Source organism: Mucilaginibacter sp. P2_A4 (assembly GCF_056405015.1).
This window is the reverse complement of the sequence record NZ_JBFUCX010000005.1, coordinates 249513-273915: the sequence shown is the minus strand read 5'-3', so window position 1 is coordinate 273915 and position 24403 is coordinate 249513. Positions and strand designations below refer to the sequence as shown.

General features: G+C 41.8%; 19 protein-coding genes. 3 read left to right on the top strand and 16 right to left on the bottom strand.

Going from position 1 to position 24403, the window contains the following annotated elements; all coding sequences use genetic code 11:
- The first annotated feature begins 44 nt into the window (after positions 1-44).
- A complete protein-coding gene (locus tag AC1DYB_RS12280; RefSeq protein WP_477435238.1) occupies positions 45-659 on the top strand; it encodes a trimeric intracellular cation channel family protein in 615 nt (204 codons plus the stop codon).
- Here the strand turns inward: AC1DYB_RS12280 and AC1DYB_RS12275 are convergent, their stop codons facing one another.
- The 10 genes from AC1DYB_RS12275 to AC1DYB_RS12230 form a co-directional block, all read right to left on the bottom strand.
- Positions 660-1454: a PI-PLC domain-containing protein gene (locus AC1DYB_RS12275; RefSeq protein WP_477435236.1), complete on the bottom strand. Its 795-nt coding sequence runs from the start codon at positions 1452-1454 to the stop codon at positions 660-662.
- A gap of 100 nt (positions 1455-1554) precedes the next feature.
- Positions 1555-3837: a GH92 family glycosyl hydrolase gene (locus tag AC1DYB_RS12270; RefSeq protein WP_477435234.1), complete on the bottom strand. Its 2283-nt coding sequence runs from the start codon at positions 3835-3837 to the stop codon at positions 1555-1557.
- A gap of 102 nt (positions 3838-3939) precedes the next feature.
- Positions 3940-5445, bottom strand: coding sequence for a RagB/SusD family nutrient uptake outer membrane protein (locus tag AC1DYB_RS12265; protein WP_477435232.1), 1506 nt, complete (start codon positions 5443-5445; stop codon positions 3940-3942).
- Between the two features lie 23 nt (positions 5446-5468).
- Entirely contained in the window at positions 5469-8834 is a 3366-nt protein-coding gene (locus AC1DYB_RS12260) for a TonB-dependent receptor (RefSeq protein WP_477435230.1), read from the bottom strand.
- A 339-nt stretch (positions 8835-9173) separates the two neighbouring features.
- On the bottom strand, positions 9174-10379 hold the full coding sequence (locus AC1DYB_RS12255) for a FecR family protein (protein ID WP_477435228.1): 1206 nt from the start codon (positions 10377-10379) through the stop codon (positions 9174-9176).
- A gap of 92 nt (positions 10380-10471) precedes the next feature.
- Positions 10472-11113 carry an RNA polymerase sigma factor gene (locus tag AC1DYB_RS12250; protein ID WP_477435226.1) on the bottom strand — a complete coding sequence of 214 codons (642 nt, stop codon included), beginning with the start codon at positions 11111-11113 and terminating at the stop codon, positions 10472-10474.
- A gap of 177 nt (positions 11114-11290) precedes the next feature.
- Positions 11291-11887 (bottom strand): TMEM175 family protein, encoded by a 597-nt coding sequence (locus AC1DYB_RS12245; RefSeq protein WP_477435224.1) that lies wholly within the window; start codon positions 11885-11887, stop codon positions 11291-11293.
- A gap of 21 nt (positions 11888-11908) precedes the next feature.
- Positions 11909-13123 (bottom strand): glycoside hydrolase family 88 protein, encoded by a 1215-nt coding sequence (locus AC1DYB_RS12240; RefSeq protein WP_477435222.1) that lies wholly within the window; start codon positions 13121-13123, stop codon positions 11909-11911.
- 157 nt (positions 13124-13280) lie between these two features.
- Positions 13281-13928, bottom strand: coding sequence for a LamG domain-containing protein (locus tag AC1DYB_RS12235; RefSeq protein ID WP_477435220.1), 648 nt, complete (start codon positions 13926-13928; stop codon positions 13281-13283).
- Positions 13929-13961: 33 nt separating this feature from the next.
- Entirely contained in the window at positions 13962-14603 is a 642-nt protein-coding gene (locus AC1DYB_RS12230) for a hypothetical protein (RefSeq protein ID WP_477435218.1), read from the bottom strand.
- A 134-nt stretch (positions 14604-14737) separates the two neighbouring features.
- On the opposite strand from AC1DYB_RS12230, the gene AC1DYB_RS12225 reads away from it, so the two are divergent.
- Positions 14738-16018: a hypothetical protein gene (locus tag AC1DYB_RS12225; protein WP_477435216.1), complete on the top strand. Its 1281-nt coding sequence runs from the start codon at positions 14738-14740 to the stop codon at positions 16016-16018.
- 6 nt (positions 16019-16024) lie between these two features.
- Here the strand turns inward: AC1DYB_RS12225 and AC1DYB_RS12220 are convergent, their stop codons facing one another.
- From AC1DYB_RS12220 to AC1DYB_RS12195, 6 genes are all read right to left on the bottom strand, one after another.
- A complete protein-coding gene (locus AC1DYB_RS12220; RefSeq protein ID WP_477435214.1) occupies positions 16025-16273 on the bottom strand; it encodes a hypothetical protein in 249 nt (82 codons plus the stop codon).
- Between the two features lie 189 nt (positions 16274-16462).
- On the bottom strand, positions 16463-18676 hold the full coding sequence (locus AC1DYB_RS12215) for an outer membrane protein assembly factor BamB family protein (RefSeq protein WP_477435212.1): 2214 nt from the start codon (positions 18674-18676) through the stop codon (positions 16463-16465).
- 9 nt (positions 18677-18685) lie between these two features.
- Positions 18686-19624, bottom strand: a complete 939-nt coding sequence (locus AC1DYB_RS12210; RefSeq protein WP_477435210.1) for a nucleoside hydrolase — start codon at positions 19622-19624, stop codon at positions 18686-18688.
- 6 nt (positions 19625-19630) lie between these two features.
- A complete protein-coding gene (locus AC1DYB_RS12205) occupies positions 19631-20941 on the bottom strand; it encodes a hypothetical protein (RefSeq protein WP_477435208.1) in 1311 nt (436 codons plus the stop codon).
- 424 nt (positions 20942-21365) lie between these two features.
- Positions 21366-23036 (bottom strand): alpha-amylase family protein, encoded by a 1671-nt coding sequence (locus AC1DYB_RS12200; RefSeq protein ID WP_477435206.1) that lies wholly within the window; start codon positions 23034-23036, stop codon positions 21366-21368.
- A gap of 111 nt (positions 23037-23147) precedes the next feature.
- The gene (locus tag AC1DYB_RS12195) at positions 23148-23525 is read right to left on the bottom strand and encodes a winged helix-turn-helix transcriptional regulator (protein WP_477435204.1); all 378 of its coding nucleotides are present in this window, start codon (positions 23523-23525) and stop codon (positions 23148-23150) included.
- 95 nt (positions 23526-23620) lie between these two features.
- Here AC1DYB_RS12195 and AC1DYB_RS12190 point away from each other — a divergent pair, with 95 nt between their 5' ends.
- Complete coding sequence (locus AC1DYB_RS12190) at positions 23621-23995, top strand: DoxX family protein (RefSeq protein ID WP_477435202.1); 375 nt, start codon at positions 23621-23623, stop codon at positions 23993-23995.
- Positions 23996-24403 lie beyond the last annotated feature (408 nt).

Here is a 24403-nt window from a genome sequence, read left to right as displayed (position 1 = left end):
AAACCTAATAACTATATTTGTTAAATAAGCCTTAATACTTCACTATGCTGCACATCTTATACATCATAGCCATTATTGCCGAAGCCATGACCGCAGCCCTATCTGCCGGGCGACGGGATATGGATTGGGTAGGTGTTTGTATTATTGCCTGGGTTACCGCATTGGGCGGTGGTACTGTACGCAATATTTTGTTTAACCATTACCCCATGAGTTGGGTGGAGCACCCCGAATACCTGTTGATAACCGCAGGCGCTGCTATACTTGCAGCTGTAATAGCCAGGCTCATGACCAAAATGAAAACGCTTTTCCTATATCTTGATGCTTTGGGTCTGGTGGTATTTACCATTATAGGTTGCCAGATAGCGCAGCAAATAAACCTGCCTGCTACCATCATTTTATTAAGCGGCATGATAACAGGTTGTGCCGGCGGTGTACTGCGCGATGTGTTGTGTAACGAAGTACCTCTCCTATTCCGCAAGGAAATTTATGCAAGCGCATCAATTATTACAGGGGCCTTGTATTTGGGTATAGAATATTTAGGAGCACCTGCGGGTATTGCTATTGTTATTGCCTGTACCATTGGCCTTGCATTACGCTTGCTATCCATCAAATACAATTGGCAAATGCCCAAGTTTGTATATCGCGAGGAATGGCATTAACTAATTTAATTTCTTTTTATTCCTGTCATTTAAAAAGTTGCCCAGTTTCTCCACTTTATCGGTACCTATCACATCAACACCTAAGCCTATAAGGGCCTGCCATGCCGTTTTATTATCGGGCGTTTCCCAAAAGCGAATCATTTTGCCGGCATTGTGCACGCTATCAATTACACCAAGCAATTTGGCGGTTTCAACGGTGGAAATCTTGCCTGTGCCCTTCCATTGGCTATATTTGGTAAAATTATAACTCAACAGGCTAATCCGCTGTAATTGTTGCGTAGTAAAACCAGTTAAATGATCAACATCAAACGTTAACCAGGAGGGGTAATTAGCAAGCTCAACAGCCGGTGGCACCCCGCCAGTTATTACTACATGCAACCTGCCGGGCAAACCATTAACTGCAGCATAGTCCATTAATGGCTCCAACTCTTTTATAATCAATGGCATTAGGATGTGGTAATCCACTTTTAGGTCGATCAGAAGCCTTAACTGCCTTGCGGTATCCGCCTTTAATTTTTTTACCAAAGGATCGATATACATATTTTTTAATGTACGCTGTGGTTTGATATCTTTTTCTGCGTGTGCCACCATCGATTTTCCATCAACAGCAAACACGTCTGCTTCTATTGATCCGAAACCTTTATCGTAAGCGCCGTAAAATGGATTTTTATTGGCATAATCATTATGCGCATGGGCATCGGCCACGGTATAGATTTGCTTTTTTTGCGCAGAAACAACATTGGCAACGTTAAGCAACGCCGCCAATGTGATTGTTATTTTTAGTAGTTTGTTCATTAGCCCCCTACCCCCCTAAAGGGGGAATTAATAGTTAATTATTTTATTTATTAAAAGTTAAACCCACCATAGTTCCCCCTTTAGGGGGTTAGGGGGCCTTCTATTTTTCGTTCGATAACGAATATGGAACGTCACTGTCTTTTATCCCCCTTGTTTTATTAGGTTGGGGCGCCATGTTGAAATTAATAGTAGCACCTTTTAATAACTCCCTATGGCTTAACCAGGTCAAATCATAAGGCTTTTCATTAAAATTGATGGTATTGATGTACCTGTTGGCATAGTTGTTATTTGCCGCATTTATGGTTACAGTTTTACCATTTTCCAGCTTGAGTGTAATTTTCTTAAATAATGGTGCTCCTATTACATACTGATCGCTGGCAGGGGTAACCGGGTAAAAACCCATTGCCGAGAAAACATACCATGCAGAAGTTTGCCCGTTATCCTCATCGCCGCAATAACCATCCGGGGTTGCTTTATACAATTTGTTCATTACATCGCGTACGTGCAACTGCGTTTTCCATGGTTCACCGGCGTAATTGTACAGGTAAATCATATGTTGAATTGGCTGGTTACCATGTGCGTACTGCCCCATGTTCACAATCTGCATTTCACGGATCTCATGAATAGTTTCTCCGTAATAACTGTCGTCAAAAATTGGCGGCAGGGTAAAAACAGAATCCAATTTGGTTATAAATTGCTTTTTACCGCCCATCAGGTTAATCAAACCCTGGATGTCATGAAAAACACTCCAGCTGTAATGCCAGCTGTTACCTTCAGTAAAGGCATCGCCCCATTTAAACGGACTAAACGGCGTTTCAAATGAGCCATCTTTATTTTTACCGCGCATTAACCCTGTTGATGGGTCGAAAAGATTGCGATAGTTCATACTGCGTTTTTTGTAAACATCAGTTTCGGCAGCCGGCTTGCCTAAGGCTTTGCCCAATTTATAAATGGTAAAATCGTCATAAGCATACTCCAAAGTACGGGCTGCATTTTCATTGATCTTTACATCGTAAGGTACATAACCCAGTGTGTTATAATATTCAACACCCTCTCTGCCCGTGGCTGCAGGGCCCTTGTTATTGGCGCCATGAACCAGTGCCTCATACAGTTTATTAATATCGTACCCTTTACCGCCTTTTAAATAGGCTTCGGAAACTACCGAGGCTGAGTTATTACCAATCATTACGGCAGAATATCCGGGGCTCGACCACTCAGGCAACCAACCTCCTTCTTTGTAATCATTGATCAACCCTTCCTGCATCTCTTTATTGATAGAAGGATAAACCAGGTTCAGGAATGGATATAATGCTCTGAAGGTATCCCAAAAGCCAGTACCCGCAAATTTGTAACCCGGAAACACTTTACCTGTTGATGCACTGTAATGCACAATTTTATTATCGGCATCTATCTCATATAATTTATTAGGGAAGAAAACCATTCGGTAAAGGCAGGAGTAAAAAGTACGCGTTTGATCAATAGTACCTCCTTCAACAGTTAAGCGATTAAGCGTTTTGTTCCAAACATCTTTTGCTTTTTGTTTGGTAACATCAAAACTATCATTGCCTACTTCTCTTTTTAAGTTTAGTTCGGCTTGTTCTATACTAATAAATGATGATGCCACCCTTAAATGCACCTTTTCGCCATGGGCGGTTTTAAAACCTATCAATGCGCTTGCATGTTCGGCTTTCAATTCAAGACCATCGCTTAATGTAGTATCACTGTAGGTTTGTGCAAGGGTTATGGCCTTATCTACATAAATAACAAAATAGTTTTTGAAGTTTTTTAACGGCCCGCGGGCGTATTTGGTAGAGTAACCTACAATCTTTTTCTCTCCGGGGATGATCTTTACATATGAACCTTTATTCAATGCATCGATCACTATAAATGAGCTATCGGTTTTAGGATAGGTGAACCTGAACTGGGCCGCTCTTTCTGTGGGTGTAATTTCGGTTGTTACATCATGATCGGCAAGATATACACTGTAGTAATATGGCTTGGCTATCTCGGCTTTGTGCGAAAACCAGCTTGCACGGCCATTTTGAGAAACTTTTAGATGTTTGGTAACCGGCATAATAGCAAACTGCCCGTAATCATTCATCCAGGGTGATGGCTGATGCGTTTGTTTAAAGCCGCGTATTTTATGCGCATCATAAGTATAAGCCCATCCATCGCCCATTACACCGGTTTGTGGGGTCCAAAAATTCATGCCCCATGGTAAGGCAATGGCCGGGTAAGTATTTCCGTTCGATAAATCGTAATGCGAGTCGGTACCCATTAAAGGGTTTATATATTCAACAGGATCGGTCACTTTATTTACCTGCTGGGCAAATGAACTTGCAGCGGTAAAAAGGGAGGCAATAAGTACCAGGGCTTTCTTCATGCTTTTAAAATGATCTTTTTGGTAAAACGTTTAACCAGCCGTAAATATAAAAAGACTGGCACGTAAATGCCAGTCTTTTACAATCTTATTCACTAAATATAATTACCAGCCGGTATTTTGGGTTAACTTACTGTTTGTGCTTATTTCGCGCTGCGGAATAGGCCACAAGTAATACTGGGCTTTCATGGTAACATTCTGCTCGTTTTTAGTTGAGGTTGCGTCACCAAACGTATTGTTGATTACATCATAAACCTGGTGTGTGCGCTGAATATCAAAATAAGCTTTGTTTTCATAAGCCAGCTCATGATAGCGTTCTTTCCAAACCTCTTTACGGAAGGCATCCTGGGTTAAAGCGCCAATTGGGGCCAACTGTGCACGTGCTCTTATTTTGTTAAGTTGTGCAATAGCTACGGTATTAGGCGCGCCTTCCGCTTCGTTACTGGCTTCCGCGTAAATCAACATCGCTTCGGGCAGGCGTAAAAATGTCCAGTTTTCATCACATTGACCATTACCCAGAGCGCTCTCTACGTGAAAATACTTATAAAGGGCGTGTTCGCCAAAGGTTATAGTTGTACCGTCTTTATATGAAGGATAGCTTGAAAAATAAAACTGTCTTTCTTTGGTGCGTAAATCTCCGGCCTCATAACTCGCAACGAAAGCATCGGTTGGGATCATTGCGCCAAGGTGATCGTTATATGCGCCAACAAGTAAGTTGAACGGCAATGTCAGCGACGCAATTGAACTAGTAGCTACACCAACCAGGTAATTAGATTGAAAAATTAGCTCGCCCTGGTTTTTGTGTGCATTGTCATGCAGGTAATCATACTTATCAAATAAACTGTAAACTGTGCTATTTATTACCGGTAAAATTTCTGCAGCAGCTAAAGCATAATTTGCAGTCTTTTTAAGCGGGAAGCCCGCTGTAGTTAAATAAACACTGGCCAATAAAGTACGCACCGCAGTTAAAGATACCCGCCCTGTTTTATCTGATTCTGGTAAGCCAGATACCTCAGCAGCTTTAAGATCGCTGATGATTTGATCATATACGGCCGTTGTTGCTGTACGTGAAGGATAAAGATCAGGACTGTTGATGGTAACCGGGGTAGTAATTAATGGCACATCGCCATATAACCTTACCAGGTGATAATAAAAGAACGCCCTTAAAAAATAAGTTTCGCCCAATATTCTCTTTTTATCTGCATCGGCAAAAGGAGTAATTGCAGGAATATTAGCGAGCGCGATATTGGCATTTGAAATAGCGTTATAACTATTTTGCCATACATCCTCAAAACCCGGGTTAACCGCATCTGTACGGTTATTAATAACGTTGTTGTTGTTAACGCTTTGGCCTAATGATGTGGCGTGGCCGGCAAAAAGCTCCATGGTTATAAAAGGACTTTCGCCATAAGCATCGCCGTTTTGAAACATATACAGCTTTTGGTAAATACCATTAACAAAGGTTTGTGCCTGCGATGCAGTGGTAAAATAATTACTTTTCACAAAACCACCTTTATTGTCTTCAACAAGGTCTTTTTTGCAACTGCTTATTAATATGGTAAGAATCAGTAATGAGTAACCAATTCGGTATTTTTTTAAATTAAACTTCATAATAGTATGTTTTAACGTTTAAATTAGAAACTTGCATTTAACCCAAACAAGAAAGTTCTTGGTTTTGGATAATCATAAAACTGGATGCCCTGTGTGAAGTTGCTGGTGTTATTTTGATTTTGCGTACCTTGTGTATACGCGGTATTATTGTTGTAGGTAGAAACTTCAGGATCGTATCCGGTATATTTTGTGATTACAAACAGGTTTTGCCCTTGCGCATATATCCTTAGCCTGCTCAGTTTCAATTTAGATGTAATTGATTGAGGGAAGTTATATCCAAGAGTTACTGCACGGCCACGTATAAAACTACCACTCTCTACTTTCGTTGAATAGATCTCAGTTTGATAATAAACATAAGCTGGTCTGTCTTCTGCGATGCTGGTATTCTGATTGGTAGGTGTCCAGGCATTTAATACAGTTGCGTAGCTGTTGGCCTGACCTGTACGGTCCTGACCTGAGTGACGGGTTAAGTTCATGATCTGGTTACCATAGTTAAATTGCAGATCGATACCCAAATCAACCGCTTTGTAACGGAATGTGTTGCTAAATGTGCCATAACCGTCTGGTAAAGATTTACCTAAAATCACCTTATCGGCAGATGTAATTTTACCATCGCCATTTGTATCCTGTATTTTTAAATCGCCTGGCAATTTGTTAAACACCGATGCTTGTGATGCTTCTGCAGTTCCCCATGTGCCTAAAACCTTGTAGCCGTAAAAGCTGCCCGCAGGTAAGCCAACACGCATCAGGTTAAATTGCGAAAGAAAAGTTGGCGGAAGGAAGATATCATCATTAGATGCTCCTAATTGCAACACTTTGTTTTTCAGGAACGAGATATTGAAAGATGAGTTCCAGGTAAAGTTTTCTGATTTTACGTTAACCGTATTGATAGTTAACTCGAGACCTTTATTTTCTAACCTGCCGATGTTTTTGTATACGCTGTTAAAACCACTTGTTTCTGGCAGTGGGGCTTTAAGCAACAATGCCTTGGTTTTTTTCAGGTATGCATCTGCATCAATGGTAATACGGTTGTTGAACAGGCCGAATGAAACTCCTAAATCATATTCAGATGTTTTTTCCCATGATAAATCTTCGTTACCGATAGTAAATTGCTGGCTTCCGATTGCCTGCGCTCCGTTAAATACATAGTTAACGGTATTTATTTGAGCTTGTGACTGGTATGAGCCAATTTCGGAGTTACCTGTTAAGCCGTAGCTTAATCTGAATTTCAAATCAGATATGGTTTTGTTGTCCTTCAGGAAATCTTCCTGTGAAGCTCTCCACGCAACAGCTGCAGAAGGGAAAAAACCATTTTTTACATTTGTACCAAAACGAGACGAACCATCTCTCCTGCCTGTTAAAGTTAACAGGTATTTGTCATCGTACCCATAATTGATACGGCCAAATATTGATTCAAACTGATAGGCAAGATAATTTGACTTTGGTATGCCAGGTATTGAACCGGCACTTAAATTATAATACTGGTAATAATTATCGGCAAGGTTAGCGGTTGAAGCATACACCCCAGTTTGTTGAAAACTTGTTTTTTCATAACCTGCAACAACGTTTAATGTATGTACTTTGTTAAATACTTTATTATACGTTGCATAGTTATCCCATTGCCAGTAAGTATTGTTGGCCTCATCTATTGATGCAGAGCTGTAAGTTTGGTTTGCAGACGGCCCACCAACTAAACCACTTTGAAAATGTGGATTGTAGTTAGCAGATGTTGTTACACCAAGTACACTACGAAAATCCAGACCTGGAAAGATGTTAATGTTTGCATAACCATTACCACTAAATACCCTGGTTTTATACAGCGACTCTACCTCATTAGCTTGTGCTACCGGGTTATCACCACCTTCTAAATTAGGATAATCGGTACGCTTGCCATAAGTTCCGTCGGGATATTTAATTGGAATGAAAGGTACCATTTCAATTAACATACGTGGGATATTGTTACCACCTGCACCATCATCGGCCGTACGTTTATCCTGGTTGTTATAGTTTAATGTAGCGCCAACTTTTAACCATGGTTTAAGTTGGTTATCAAAAGTTAAACGCACGTTATAACGCTTAAGGTAGCTATTTAAAATAATACCTTCGTCATCTGCATAATTCAGGAACAAGCCGTAGTTGATATTATCTGAACCACCTGTAAATGCCAGGTTATGGTTTTGACTAACAGATGTGCGGGTTGTTGCTTTCTGCCAATCTACATCATATAACGGTTTCAGGTTTGAATCAAATAGTTTACCTATTAAAGCTGTACGTAATTTAACCGGATCCTGATCTGCATATTTACCTGATGCCCATCCTGTTGGATCATATTTTTTAATATTGGCGTAAGATAGGTCTTCAACAGCCATGAACTGCGCAGAGTTTAAAACCGGCAATTCTTTAGCCATATGGTTTATAGATACATAAGCATCATAACTAACCGTTCCGCCTTTTTTACCTCTTTTGGTTGTTACCAATATTACACCGTTTGCACCGCGTGTACCATAAATGGCTGTTGATGATGCATCCTTTAAAACGTCAATCGTTTCAATGTCGTTAGGGTTAATAGAGTTACCGCCTTCTGTCCAAACAACACCATCAACCACATATAAAGGGTCGGTATTGGTGTTGATTGAGCTATAGCCGCGTATGCGTATTTTAGTAGCACCACCCGGCGCACCAGAGTTGGTTGATACGTTTACACCGGCAATTTTACCGGATAGCTCCTGCTCAAGGTTGGTTTGAGGCCTATCTTGCAATTGCTTGCCACTAACACTACCAACAGAACCGGTTAAATCTACACGTTTAGATGTACCGTAACCAACTACTACTACCTCGCTTAATGTTTTTGGCGATTCTGCCAGTATAACGTTTAGGGTAGTTTTGTTGCCAACGGCCACTTCCTGCGTTGTGTACCCAATAAAGCTGAATACGAACGTTGCATTTGCCGGTGCGTTTAAGGTATACTTTCCGTTGATATCTGTCTGGGTACCAATTTCAGATCCCTTGATCTTAACAGATACACCCGGCAGCGGGCCTTTTTCATCAGATACTGTACCCGATACCTTTGTATCGGCAACTGCCGTTACAACAACATCCTTCTTTTTAACCACAATGGTTTCCTGGAAAATTTTGTAGGTTAAAGGCTGATCCTTAAAACATTGGTCAAGAGCTTGCTCCAAAGAAACACCTTCTACTTCAATGTTAATAGTACTCGCTTTTGATACATCCTGCTTATCATACATAAAATGATAACCGGTTTGTTTTTCGATTGCCCTCAGCACTTTTTCAACTGTGGTGTTCTTTTGGCGCAAGGTAACTACCTGGCTATAGGTTTTGGCGCTTACGTTGGTAAGTACCGCTACCATGATAATAACTGTTAGCTTCATAGCTAAAATTATTTTGGATAATTGGGGCCATACCAAAGGCGTGGCCTTAGAATTAAAATTCATAAGTTTGTAGAGTTTGGGTTAAACATTTACGTTCAATTCGTGGATTGTAATTTTGGGGACCCAGATTTTTAGCCGGGAAAGTACTGCGAATACTTCCCGGTATTTTTTTGGCTAATTTCTATATCATACATGATACGTTTCCACATATATGATAAACCGTTTTACCAATAGGATCCCGCCCTGGATTAACTTATTTTTTGTATTTCTTCCATCATATGGTTGTTTAAAGTGAACAATTGGTTGTTTATTGGTAGATTGTAATTGGGGTTCTTTATGTTACGGCAATACCGTAATGTGTTTATCTTCTATTTTGTAATTGATACCCATGTATTTAAGCATGCCCATTAATTCTGATGCTTTTACATTGCGCGATATTCTTCCTGTAAATTCTTTTATCGGCATCTTACCTGCAAAACTTACCTGTACATCGTACCAGCGGGCTGCCTGCCTCATGATTGTTTCAATTCCGGCATCCCTGAACTGAAAGATTCCCTCTTTCCAGGCAATGGCGTCATCTGCATCCGGGTTATCAATTACTTTTATAGGTCCATTTTGATTAAGCTGAGCCTGCTGACCGGGCTTTAGCATACTGAAATTCTGGCTATTGCTTATTTTTACCGAGCCTTCTAACAAGGTGGTTTTCATTACCGCTTCATCATTGTAAGCCATAATATTAAAATGGGTTCCTAAAACCTCCACCACTGTATTATTCACCTTCACCCTAAATGGCATTTTGGCATTTTTGGCAACCTCAAAATAAGCTTCGCCAGTGATTTCAACCTCCCTTGTTTTGCCTTTGAATACCGCCGGAAAGCTTAATGACGATGCGGAGTTTAACCATACCTTACTTCCATCATCCAGCACCAACTGATACTGGCCGCCTCTTGGCGTAGATACCGTGTTCATAGGAGCAGCCGAATTATCACCATTCTTGTCGGTTTCGTAAACCAACTGACCATCCCGGGTTTTATGAATACGCGCGGAGCCCTCGTTAACTAACAGACCATTTTTTGCACTATCAAGTGTTATGGTTTTGCCATTGGCTAAGGTCAAAATTGCCTTATTACCACCTGGTAAAACATCATGCGCCTGTTTTGCTTTGGCTATGTTTTTTTTTGCAATTACATTCTTATCCTGCCTCAATAATACATAGGCTCCAAAGCCAACAAAAACCATCATGGCAGCCGCAACCCCTAATTTTAGCCACAGCTGTTTTTTATTCGGCGGACGTATTGGATGAATATTATCATGGTCAGATTTACCCTGAAGAATGCTGTTTAAGATATCAATGCTTTTTGTACGATCAAAAAGAGGTCCATCAATTTCGAGGTTATCCCAGGCCTCATGAATAAGTGCAGCTACTTCCGCATCATTTGCAGATGAGTGAATGATCTCCATGAGTTCATCCTGCTCCTCTTGGGTAGCGGTTTGATGGTAATAACTATTAAAAAGGTAAGTAAGCCTCGCATTAACTGCACTCATACAGGTAGATGTTAGTTCATAATTTAAAATTGGCAAATGGAGTTGGGGTAAAACTCACATACAAGACAACAAAAGGGGTAAAAAAGGGGGTATTAGCTTTTAAAAAAAAATAAAAAAGTTTTTATTGTTATTAAAATAGCTGTAAAAACCTCCAGGTGGGTGCGCACATAATCGGTTATAGATGTAGTAGCTATCTGCAAATATTTCTTTACCGTTTCGCGGGAGAGTTTAAGCTGATCGGCAATTTCGGCATATTTGAGGCGGTTATGCCTGCTCAATAAATAAACCTTTTGCTGCTGAGGAGGCAGGTGGTCAATTGCCTCATCCAATAAATTATAATACATGCCGGGATCTTGCTCAACATTTAGCAGGTTAATACTGCTTTGTTCCAGCTTTTTTATCTGTATCCGTTCTTTTGCAAGTTTTTTAAGGCAATTAAGCGCGTAGTTTTTTGATATAACAAACAGGTAGGCTTTAAAATCTTCAATATTACCGAGGGTTTCGCGGGTCATCCATATTTTTAAAAACACATCCTGTACAACTTCTTCAGCCAGTTCGGTAGAGTTGGTAATGTGATAAATATGAGTACCCAACTGTTGGTGATACGCTGTAAACAATAAGCGAAAGGCATGCTCATCCCCTGCCGCTACCTTTAGAAGCAATTCGTTTTCATGATGAAGCTTCTTTGCTTTGGAAAGCAATTCGGGCTCATGGTCATAAGCAATATCCAACATAGGTAATGTATAGTAGTGGCAAATAACGATTAAAATTTAAACTTGCAACGCAAAATAATTTAGGCAAAACACTTCTATAACTACGAAGTTGCAAAATAGTTTATACTTTTTTAACAACAGAGCATCTATAAACGGCATTATTTCTGAAATTGAGGCAATTATAATTTATCTGTTGCATTAGTTTTCAGCGTCCGGATGATTGAGTTCCTTCTCAATTCTCCTATCGGGAATAAACCAGATGCCGGCAACCACTACATAAAGCGTAAAGGCGGCAATGGTATTTATCAAGCTTACACCAACAGCAATTGCGTAAATGCAAACCGATATTTTCCCTTTCCAATCCTCACCAAACGCCTGGGCAATCACAGAATGCTCACCATGGTGGCGGATAAGCTTTTTCACCAAAATAAGATAAGCGAAACTATTCATTATAAGCACAAATCCGTAACATGCTACCGGCCATTTGGCAAAATGATTTTCGCCCATCCAGCTTGTAACAAACGGTATCAATGATAACCAGAAAAGCAAGTACAGGTTGGCCCATAAAATGCCCCCGTTAACAGAGCGAACGGCCTGCAACATATGGTGATGATTATTCCAGTAAATACCAACATATATAAAGCTCAAAACATAACTCATAAAAACCGGAATGAGCGGCTTTAACGATTCAATGCTTTCGCCGTGCGGCACCTTCATTTCCAACACCATTATGGTGATAATAATAGCGATAACGCCATCGCTAAAAGCCTCTAATCTTCCCTTGCCTAATGCCATAGTTTTAGCTTAGCTGCTAATTTATTTTTTTTTATCGAATGCCTGGTATCTTTTCATAGCCTCAATAAAATAATAGTCGGCATAAGATAGCGGTACATCAATTTCTGTTCCTGCAGGGAAATGGCCTACGCTGTGTTGCAAAATAAAACCACCATTGGTACCAGCAGCAGCTTTGTAAGGCGGTGCAGAAAGTGTTTTTAATATTGTTTGAGCTACGTTAAAATACTCCTGCCCGTTTTTTGCATCGCTGTATGTGCAAAGTTCCAACAATGCAGAAGCCATAACAGCGGCTGCCGAAGCATCTTTAAGTGCATTGGGGATGTTAGTGGCATTATAATCCCAATATGGAATCTTATCGGCAGGCAGGTTTGGGTTGGTTAAAATAAAATGAGCTATATTTTGAGCCTGATCAAGGTATTTTTTATCATGTGTTTCGCGGTACAATACGGTGTATCCATAAAGCCCCCATGACTGCCCCCTGGCCCATGCCGATTCATTGGCAAATCCCTGGGCCGTTTTCTTTTCTTTTACCGCACCGGTTTGGGCATCATAATTAATCACGTGGTATGAGCTATAATCGGGCCTATAATGGTTTTTCATGGTAGTGTTGGCATGAGTAACCGCTATTTTATAATAGCTGGAATCACCTGTTTCACGGGTAGCCCAAAACAGCAATTCCAGGTTCATCAAATTGTCAATAATCACCAAATAATCGCCCGGTTTTGAATCCCATGATTTTATACATCCCACCACAGGATTAAACCTTGTTGATAAAGATTTGGCGCTGTTAACCAATATTTGCTTGTACTCCGGTTTCGGCTCAATTTTATTGGCATTGCCAAAGCTGCAATACATCATAAAACCCAAATCGTGCGTATGTGTATTAAACTGTTCCTTGGCCAGTACCCCCATAATGCGGTTAGCTTCAGTTAACAGTTGCTGATCTTTATTCTCCTGATACAAATACAACAAACTGCCCGGATAAAAGCCGCTACACCACCAGCCCGAATTGCTATTTTCCTGCTTGTTTACATCGGGATGATAGGTCTTAGGAAACTCATCCGGTCCTATCTGCTTTGCCAGCACTTTATATTGAGCATCTGCATCAGCAAAGTTTTTTTTAATAGTAGCTAAAAGCTCCTTTTGGGGTTTAAAGTTGGCCTGGGCTAAGCTTAAAAAGCTTAGCATGGTAAAGCATAAAGTACACAACAACGCTGGCAAGGTCTTGAATTTCATTAGGTATAGATTTGGCTGGTGCTAAAGTTGCACATTTTGGTTGAGATTTTAAACAGAATTTAATATCAACCTAAAAACAAGATCTGCTTCAATAGCCACTAAAATATTTCGTCAGCCAGAGCCAGGTAACCCACCCAACAACGCATTATATGATATGCTATTTGAGCGCCTTCACCACCAAATTTCTATAGGCCCCTAATGATGAGTTACCATGCCAGTAACCAACAGAGCCGTTTTTTAAGGATGCATCGAGCGGGATATATACCATTGATGGTTTGGCGGCATTGTTCACATACACTTCCATTTTACTGCCCATAACCACCACTTTTACATGAAACCAGCCATTGTGCGGCAGTACAGCTTTAGCCTGGTATTTTGTAGCTTCATAATCCCACCAGTTAAATTCGGCTTTCTTTTCGGGCATGTATTGTATGGCGTTGATGGTGCCTGATGATAAAGGCCGGAAGTAAACAGTTTCGTAATGATGGGCATCTTTGATCCTGAAGGCAAGGCCTATATAACCATTTCCCTTGCCGGCAAATGCGAGGTCGAACTCAATGATACCATCCTTAAAGTTCAGATTTTTAGGATAAGCCAGGCTACCCGATTTATAGTTGTCGATCTTCCTTTTTATCAACAATGCTTTTTGGCCCTGATACGCGCCAAATTCATAATCAAGTGTATCATTTTTGGGGATGATCCACTCTTTGGGTTTGATAACAGAAAGATCATACACCTGGTATTTTTGTTGGGCAGATACCTTAATGGATACAAGCAGAATAAATAGCAGTAATAGCTTTTTCATGATGATAAATCTTAATGAGGTTTGTATTGGTTTTTATTTAATCACAAGATTGGCAAAGTCGCCTGTTAATCCGTCTGCCCATAAGCCGATGAGGCCATCCTGCCTGTTGTTGAGCTTTTTAACTGTAAGGGAGGGGCTGGTAGAATGATCTACATAAACAACAATTTCATCAGCCCTTACTACAATACGCGCATGAAACCAGGCGATTGCAAGTGGGAATGGGTTTACCGCATTTTCATATACCAGGGGGTGTTCTTTTCTCAGCCTGTCCCAGGGATAATCGGGCATACTCATATATTGAACAGTATGCTTTCGCCTCAATGTATCCGGCGACTGGAAATTAAATGGCCTGAAATAAATGACATCGTAAGTAGTGGTGTCAATACCGTGAAAAGCAATTCCCAAAAAACTTTGCTGGAAAACATCCTTGCCTCTTAGATCAACATCAATTGTCCCGGTTTTAAAGCTGACCTCCTTAAGCCATACAATACCATTACAGGATAGGCCCTGCTTGGTGCCGTCGGTAAGTTCGGTTACACTTTGACGGGGAGTTACCACCAGTTTATGCTGCTTTAATAGGCTATTAAGATCATTGGTGCCATTTTGCTGTGCATAAACGGCTTTGTTAAAAAGAAAGGTGAGTAAAAAGAGCGTAAACAAAATATTGTTCTTCATGAGTTTAGATTTTAACTTTAGTCAAAAATTGCAAATTGTACTCAAAATAAAGCTTCATAAGCTTTTCAATTCTGTTCAAATTTGTTCAAACCTTTTTTGCATTTTTAGATACTGCATCATCACCTAAAAAATCAATGGAAAAAGAAAAACAATTGCTTTTATTATGCTGCCAGCTGATTGAGCAAACATTGAACTGGGGCGAGAGCAGTATTTGGAGCAATCACGATTTTGAACAACTGAGCAAGCTGATATTTGAAAAAACAAGAGTACAACTAAGCATATCAACCCTTAAAAGGATATGGGGAAAGGTGCGTTATGAAAGCTTCCCTACCTCGGCTACCCTCAACGCGCTGGCCTGCTTTCTAGATTATACCAGCTGGCGCGATTTCAGGCAACACCACCAGGTTAACGGCGTAATTGAGCAGGTAGCAATACCCCCGGAAGAGGAGGCCAAACCAGTCATAAAACCTTTAAAGAAAGGCTATAAATATCCCTGGCTCATTGGCGGTTTACTGATTGCCCTACTATGCTTATATTTTATCGGCACAAAAAAGAAAACAATAGTCGATGCATCAACAGTAAAATTCAGCAGCAGGTATGCCTCCGATGGTTTGCCAAACTCGGTAGTATTTCAATACGATGCGTCAGCCTTTCATTCTGATAGTGTTTATATCCAGCAATCCTGGGATCCGGGACGGCGCGAGCGGGTGCCCGGAAATGGTAAACAATATACATCCATCTATTACCATCCCGGTTATTTTTTAGCAAAGCTGATAGTGGATAAGCAGATTAAAAAAGAGACTACCGTATTCATCAAAACTAAAGGCTGGATAGGCATCGTTGATCATTTACCCGTGCCTGTATACCTATCGCCCGGCGAAATGACCGGGCATGGTTACATGGGTATTTCCGGAGATATTATGCAGAAAAAACTCGGCACCGGTGTTTTTAATAATACCTGGGTAAAATTCTCAAACGTGCGCGAGTTTCCCGGCATTAAGGCCGGGGATTTTACACTTGAATGTACTTTACGTAACACCTCAACCGCCGGTCAGTCCGTTTGCAATAAAGCTAACCTGACCATTTTAGGAGTTGGAGCAGCCATTGTAATCCCCATAGTAAACAAGGGCTGCATTGCCGACATAGGTGTTTTGACAGGCGAAAACTGGATAGGCGGGAAAGATCATGACCTGAGCGCTTTTGGCTGCGATTTTGCCCAATTTCAAAACCTTAAATGCAGCGTTAAAGATCATCGCCTAAAAATTTATCTCAATAACAAACAAATAATGGATGTTGAGCAAAAACACAACATAGGTCGCGTTGTTGGTATCAGATTTGAATTTGAAGGCCCGGGGCAGGTAAAACAATTTAAGCTGGAAACACCAGGAGCACCTGCCTATGAGGAGAAATTTTGAGGGCGGTCAGGATGTTAATTCAACCTTTTGGCTAAAATCCTCATAGCTTAATTTCCCTTTTCTTAACTGGCTGATATATTTAAATACACTCAACTTATCCAGTTCTTCCTGGTAACGTCCCCGTTCTATATCGGTTGCGGGATTATTCTGCAATTTTAAACGAATAGATATCCGGGATATATCCTCCTCTAATTTATCCAGGGGACAATTACGAAGATCATCAAAATTGCTGCGGGGAAACGGTATGCGGGGCATTAGTTTTTTACTTCCCTAAATTTACCGGGAAAGCATAAACATGAATTTAACTGCACATTATGTTTTTGTTATTTGATTAAGTTCAAAATAGCAACAGGGGTTAGCAAATGCTATCCCCCATCTCAATTGCAAAACTCCTCTGGGATATTATATCACGCTATTAGTTAAAACATTGGATTTAAACATCTACTACTCCCCCAACCCAAAACACACATACTGATCTCCGGATTTACTACCTATTTTGCCTCCACCACAAGCTATAACTACATATTGCTTACCATCTATGGCGTAAGTTGCCGGTGTGGCGTAGCCCGCCGCAGGTAGTTGAGCTTCCCATACTACTTTACCTGTTTTTTTATCAAACGCCCTGATCTTTTCGTCCTTAGTTGCAGCTATAAATACCAACCCACCTTTGGTAACAAGCGGACCACCATACAATTCTGTTCCGGTAACCGGGATGCCTTTTTTGGTCAATTCAGGATATTCACCTACGGGCACTTTCCAAAGCAGCTTACCGGTGGTGAGATCAACGGCATTAAGAGTGCCCCATGGCGGTTTAATGCCGGGGTATCCATCCTTATCCAAAAACCGGTTGTAACCGGTCATGGTGTAGGGAATGTCGTCAACCACTTTCTTTTCGGTTTTGGTACTGGCAGTACGGTCAGTTGTTGGTTCTTTGGCTAATGTTTTGGGGCTTTTCGCGTCCGGCAGTTTCAGTAGGAAAGCCAGCAACGCTTTTTTATCCTGTGACGCAAGCTGTTTAAATGATGGCATCATATTACGGCCGCTGGCGATGATCTGGCTTAATTGATCTTCCTTAAATTTGGCACCAATATTTACCAGCGACGGGTACGATGTACCGTTTCCCTTCAACTCCGGTCCGTGACAGCCTATACAGTTTTTATTGTAAACTACCTGCCCCATCCCTTTAAGCGAATTATCATTCGTTGCCTTTGGCACATTGATCATTACCTGCGCCCAGGGCATTTCGGAGCAGCTGATATACATGATCTTAGTTTCATTGTCAACCGCTGCACCGCCCCACTCGCCACCTCCGTCAAAACCAGGAAAGATCCATCCGCCTTCTTTAGCCGGCGGAGTAAACATGATGCGGTTTTTAACCTGATTATATTTATCCAGCATCTCTTTATGTACCTCGGGTGTGCGGTCGGTCACGTCCTCGGGGTTAAATATCTGTCGTGCAAAAGGCTGCGGCAAGGTAGGTATTGGCTGTGTAGGCCACGGCGCCTCGCCGGGCAAGGCTTTAGTAGGCACAAGTGTTTCCACTATCGGGAATACGGGTTTACCATTCGTCCTGTCGAACATAAAAATATAACCATGCTTGGTAATCTGAGCCACTGCATCAATCTTTTTGCCATCGTGGGTAATAGTTACCAGGTTTGGATTGGCCGGCAGATCGCGGTCCCACAGATCATGATGTACCACCTGGAAATGCCATTTTAGCTTACCCGTAGCAGCATCAAGTGCCAGTAGCGAATTGGCAAACAGATTTTGCCCCTTACGGAAACCACCGTAAAAATCGCCGCCTATGGATCCGGTCGGGATATAAACAACGCCTCTTTTTTCATCTAATGACATCCCGGCCCAATTGTTGGCACCGCCAAATTTCTTGTATGCAGCGGTATCCTGCCATGTTTCGTAGCCCTTTTCGCCGGGATGCGGAATAGTATGGAAGATCCATTTTAATTTCCCTGTAAGTACATCATACGCCCTGATATGTCCGGGGGCTGCATCTGCAGATTCGGCTACGCGGGTACCTACTATCAGCAGGTTTTTGTAAACTACGCCGGGAGTAGTGCCTGCTACAAATGATTTGGTATCACGGTCGAGGTTTTTAGTGAGATCTAAATATCCATTTTTGCCAAAAGACATTATGGGCGTACCTGTTTCGGCATCAATAGCGAAGGTTTTAGCGCCTACACTGTAGAACAGGCGTTTCTGTCCGACATCCTTATTTTGCCAGTAGATCACTCCCCTGCTTACTTTATAATAAGCCATCGGATCTCCGCTGTTGGTAGTATCAGCCTTTGCCGGATCAAAAAGCCATTTTTGCTCGCCTGTGCCTGCATCCAGCGCAAATAATTTCAATTTTGGACTGGTGCCATACAATACACCATCAACCATGATGGGGTTACACTGGTTCTGGCTTCTGTTGGCCGAGTCCTTATCATTGGTACTATAAGTCCACGCTACTTTTAACTTGCTAACGTTGCTTAGATTGATCTCCTGATCTGATGAATAACGATTACCCTCCTTTGAACCGGCGTAAGTGCCCCAGTTGCTGTAAGTTGCCCGTCCCTGGTGAGTTTTTGGATTTTTACACGACGCATAAATGCCTGCCGCCAAAAAAATGGCGGTTACAAATCTGTTCTTTATCATCATTGATTTATACTATTTTACAGTAAAAAGGTTCATCCGGTTCCAGAAATCCTGCTCCATAGCTTTAGCATCAATATTTTTATATACGGACACTTCACGCTGCTCGTTTTCGGGCGGACCAGTTGCTTGTATTTTTTCGGCTTTTGAAGGATCAAGGTAGGCCATTACGAGGGCCAGATCCCACATTACCCAAGTGTCTTTAGCCTCTACAAAATCCCAGCGGTTATATAACAGTGCACCTAATTTACCCTTGTCCTTTAAGTTAGTACGGCAAACGGCGCGATTAAACCTTAAGGCAATAGCGGTGTTGATGGGCATAACGGTAAGATCCAAACCTTTACAATTAAGTAACAGGTCAAAGGCATTCAAATCGTTACGCACATTAAACTCGCTTTTATCCCAAACCTTGCGGTCGCTGAAATAACGCGCGGCCAGTACATACACCCTTATTTTAGGGATGATAGTAGTATCCAGCTGAATAGCCGAGGCGATATTTGATGCTGCCCCGATGCACAGCACATCGAGTTTTTCGCCATCCTTAAGTTGGTGTACCGCTGCTATAATTCCTTTTTCGGCAGCAGAAATAACCGGATTTTTACCTCCCCATGAATGCCCTATAGTTCCCCTGCTACCCAAAGGATGGGGCACATCTGTTCTGGAAGTAAGTTGTAGTAATTGTTCATTCAAGTCCTGACTTAGTTGTACCGTATTGATATTTTTTGTGGAGTAATAATGCCATTTATCGCCAACCAGCATATCGGCATTATTGAAATGTGCCGAACTTAGGCCAACAACATTTACCTGCGGATCTTTAAGCAGGTAAGTGATGGCATACAGATCATCCATTTCATTACCCGTATCTGAATCAAGCCAGACAGCCTTTTTTTGAGCATAGCAGGTACACGCTATTAATATAGCTATTAAACTAACAGGGATGACTTTTTTGAACATGGCGGTTTATTTTTTGAGCAACTCTTCGGTGGTTACCTCATTGCTCAGCAATCTACCAAAAAGTTCCCATCGTTTTATCGGGTCTTTGGGCGTACCGCCATTTTTTTCTATGTAGTTTTTTACCATATCCAAACCGTAGTTATAATTGATTACGTAACTGCGGTATTTTTTAATAAAACTAATGGATTTGGCAGCCGTTTCATCATTCATCAAACAATATTTGGTAAGATAAGTGGTTGCTTTATCGCGCGACATGGTGTTGTTAATCAATCCCCTCGCGGCCTCGTTACGGGCATAATTTAGTGTACCTTTTATGGCAAGGGCCTTAAAATACAGGTTGATGCCAGCTGTATCCAAACCAGCTAATGGCAACAATACGTTTTTAGCAAACTTTACTTTTTCATCCCCCGGGAAAGCTACTTCAATACCGTAGTTAGCGCTCCCCTCGGCAACTAAACTTTGCGGGCTAAAAAGCGGGTACATGGATACTTCCACCCAACCCTTATCGTGGTACAGATTTTTCTCCAGCAACATATTGTACACGTGGTGACCGGGGTAGCTTTCATGGCTGCCCACATCAATTGCCCTGTCAATAAAAATTTTGAGATCGGTATTAATCTGTACCGTGCTTTTATAATTGCCCTTGTACCAGTTATAGCCACTCCATGGTTTATTAGTTACATACTCCAGCGTAAAAGCTTCGCCTGCGGGTAAAGTGTAGTGGGCCATAGTGCGTTTGCGGGCTTCGGCAATGGCAGCTTTAATCACCGGATCGAGTTTGTCTTTCGGGATGATGAATTTATTAGCCAGCTTTTGAAAACGGTCGTTCACCCGGCCTTTACCCGGCAAAATACTATCAAGCAAATTTACCTGCGCTTTAAAATAATCTTCGGTGTAAACAGGGGCAACTACGCCGAAAAGTTCCTTTGATTCTTCATCAAAGGGCCTTTCCTCGCCAGAAAAGATCCTGATGCGCCTGCTAAATGCTACCAGCTGATCCATAAGCCAGTTTGCACGTATTTTATTGGTATCTACTGCTGAGTTAGTGGAAATAATTTTCAACTCATTCATTAAAACATTGGTATTGGCCAGCAAACTATCCTTCGGAAACTCCTTTGCAGGCGCTTGCTTCGGCTTCAATGAATCCGGACCATAGTAGGCATCTACAAAATCAGTATCATATTGACCGATGGCAAGCCCCAACCTAACATACTCAATAGCAAGGCTATTAAGCTTCTTATTTTCCTGTTGCTGAGCCGGATCATGCCCGCATGACAGTATAAAAAGTATGGGTGTAAATAGCAATATTTTCTTCATGATAAATTGTCCTGTTCAGCGTAAATGTGGAACAAGATAATGATTACATTGTTTACGGAGGGAATTGAGTTCTGTATTTATGTTAATCAGAAACAATAAGACACTGATAATCTGAACGATAAAAGGTGAAAGGCGAATGGTGAAAGGTAAAAGGTGAAAGGTGAAAAGGTGAAAAGGTGAAAAGATTTACGAAGTTTTAAAAACTTCGTAAATCTGGGATTCTACAGTCTGGCTTTGAACGCGGGCAACCGACTCACCCCGGCTATGCTACGCTGGCCGACCCTCTCTTCACCTGCGGTGGAAAGAGGGTCGGGAAGTTTTTTTAAGCCCCTCTATGCGCAAAGCGGAGAGAGGGGTGACAAGCGAAGCGATGGTCGGGATGAGTCGACTCGACGCCATGCCTTGCAATTAAGCTAAGAACACTCTACGCCCAGTTAAACTCAACCAACTTACCATTCAGTTTCCATTTTTCGGGCAGCATGGTGTCCATCCAATCCAGTGGTTCGCCCAAGGGTTGTACTTTGGCGGCAGCGGCGAATGCTTTTTTTACGGCGGCCTTTTGTTCGGCGCCCATGGCCTCGGGTTGCCCCGAGACGAATAGTGGTGCACCACTTTCTGCCAATAGTTCAAGCCATTGTTTATTTCTCGCCCATTCAATTTTGGTGGTAAGGCCGACGCAATCCCCATCAACGGCATAAAACTTATTGTGCTGCGGCAAACGGAAAGCCAACGTATTTACGCCCATTTTGCGTGTTCTGCCCCATTCATTTCCGCTGGTATCGTCACCTATCCGGCACATTTCAAATATGCCTGCACTTAAATGACTCATCGTGTTACAACCAATCACATAAATACCATCACCCGCTGCCTCGCGGATGGAACGATATAAGTGGAGGATGATCTCGGCAGTGGTCTTACTCCTGTCGTTAAAATTCCAACCAGCCGATGTAATACTATCCTTCATATCAAAACCCCAGCGGCCAGTAATATCATAGGTGCTAAAATCATGCTTCACCATCTCATAGCCCCACTGCTTGTAAAAATCAAAGTTGCGTTTAACGCGCTCTATATTTTCGGGGATGGTTGGATCGAGGGTTGGATTTTTAGGATCGTCTCTGCCGGGGATCTTTGGAGCTAATAAACTTGCTTTTTCATCATGACGGGCACAAAGCGGGCGCATCCACAAACCGGGACGCATGCCCAGCTTTTTAATCTCATCGCCCAACAGGTGCATATCCTTAAATTTATCGTTGGGTTTAGAAAAATCATCATTCCAGCCGCCGTCGCCCGGTAATAAGGGCGAGTAGGTAGCCCAGCCTGCATCAATTACAGAAAATGGCTTGTTATTGGTATCAGTAACCAGCTCGCTCATCATAGCGGTAGTTTGCTTTATCAGGTCGAAATTGTTATTGCCATAAGCAAAGTACCAGTCATTGATACCATAAATTGGTTGTTTGGGCAAACGCGGCTTTTCGCACATGATACCACAAAACCGATGATCGGTACGGAAAGGTGTTTCGCCGGGCAAGCCATGTGAAGTAACAATATCCGCAGCATGCAAAGTACGATTACCCAGCAATACACCGTTACCGCCAGAATGTGTATCTAAATTAAGATCAAGACTATCGGCACCTAAACCCCACCAACAAATACTATTAGCGCCCGTTTTCACACCAAAACACGCTGTTTGTTTAGTATCGTGAATAATTACATACCATGGACTTTTGCTGCCATTAAACCCGGTTTTCCATTGCAGGTCGCCATAAGAGCGCTCCCAGTGATCGCCAAGATATTTTGCTGAAGAAGATGTATTGTGCTTCCATTTTAAACGCACCGAATTAAGCTGCTGGGTTGGCGATTGTATATATACCCCTTTTGCATTTCCATTGGCTTTAACCGTAACCTCGATATCCTTATAATTGAATTTGCTGCCGTTGGTACTCTTCAGCTTAAACCATTCCGTGCCGGATTGTGCCCAAACCTCATCGGGCAGATTGATGGCAGTTGTTTGGGTTGATGTTGCGTAAGTTAATCGACTAAATAATATAGCCGCGCCGGTAGTTGCTGTAAGTTTAATAAAATGTCGCCTTTGCATAGTAGATGTTTGAATTGGATATACAACATTACTAAAAGGATTTAGGGATTTAAAATGATTATATTAAAATTGGTTGAAATGGATAAAAAAACAGTCAATAAACCTTAAGGTTTACATGGCTTTCTTCCGGCTGGCTACTATCCGCTCGCGGTGCTGTAAACCCCATTTCATTAACTCCTCTATCACACTATTTAATGATCGGCTATATTCTGCAAGCTGATAGGTAACGGTGACAGGCCTGGTTGACTCAACTTTGCGGGTTAAAAACTCATTCAATTCAAGTTCCCGCAATTCCTTCGACAAAATTTTAGGGGTGATATCACCCAATGCGCGCTGGATATCATTAAACCGCAGGGGGCCATTTTGCAGGGCAACTATTAATGGCAGCTTCCATTTTCCATTCAGCACGTATAGGGTATCACGCACAGCGTTTATACTGGCGTTGCAGGCTTCGGGGGTATGAATGTGATTATCTGTAAGTGTTTCCATATTGATGAACTATCCTAAAGGATACCGCTATCCTTTGGGATAGTAGTATCTTATTGATAGCAAAGATACATAAGTTTGTATCACAAAATACAAACATGAAAGCTATTAAAATTACTTACTGGGTTACTACTTCTATTATTTCGTTAATGATGACCTACTCGGCCTTTGCCTACCTCACCAAGCCAGAAATGGCACAGGCATTTAAGCACCTCGGTTTTCCCGATTATTTCAGAATTGAACTGGCCATTGCCAAAGTGATAGCCGCCATATTACTTCTTGTTCCGGCTTTATCCAAAATAAAAGAATGGGCCTATGCCGGATTATTCATCGTATTTATATCCGCCTTTATCGCGCACTCAGCCTCGGGCGATCCTGTTGCTATGCGGGTGGCTCCGCTTATATTTTTGGTGATATTGGTGGTTTCTTATGTGAGTTGGGGGAGGAAGAATAAGGTTGCAGCGACAAAATAGTACTAATTGTCATCGCTGAGAATCCCCCAGGGATAAACCTAAAAAAATGGTGATGACCTATGGCAGGCAAGGCTTTTCGTAGAGACGCATATTTGCGTCTCCAGCTATACAGAGCGGATTTACATCGCCGATTTGCACGCGGGAGACGCAAATATGCGTCTCTACAAACAACACTAACAATCAGCGACTTACATAATCGTCATTGCGAGCGCAGCACGGCAACCTCGAAACATTACAAGGCGAATATGCACAGTTCGCGATTGCTTGCAATGTCATATTTGCAAAAAAACCTTTTGTCATCCTGAACGCAGTGAAAGATCTATTCGCAGACTTTACAGGGCGAAGAAGCATGGCGAATAATAGATCCTTCACTGCGTTCAGGATGACAAATCTTTTTAAACATTAATT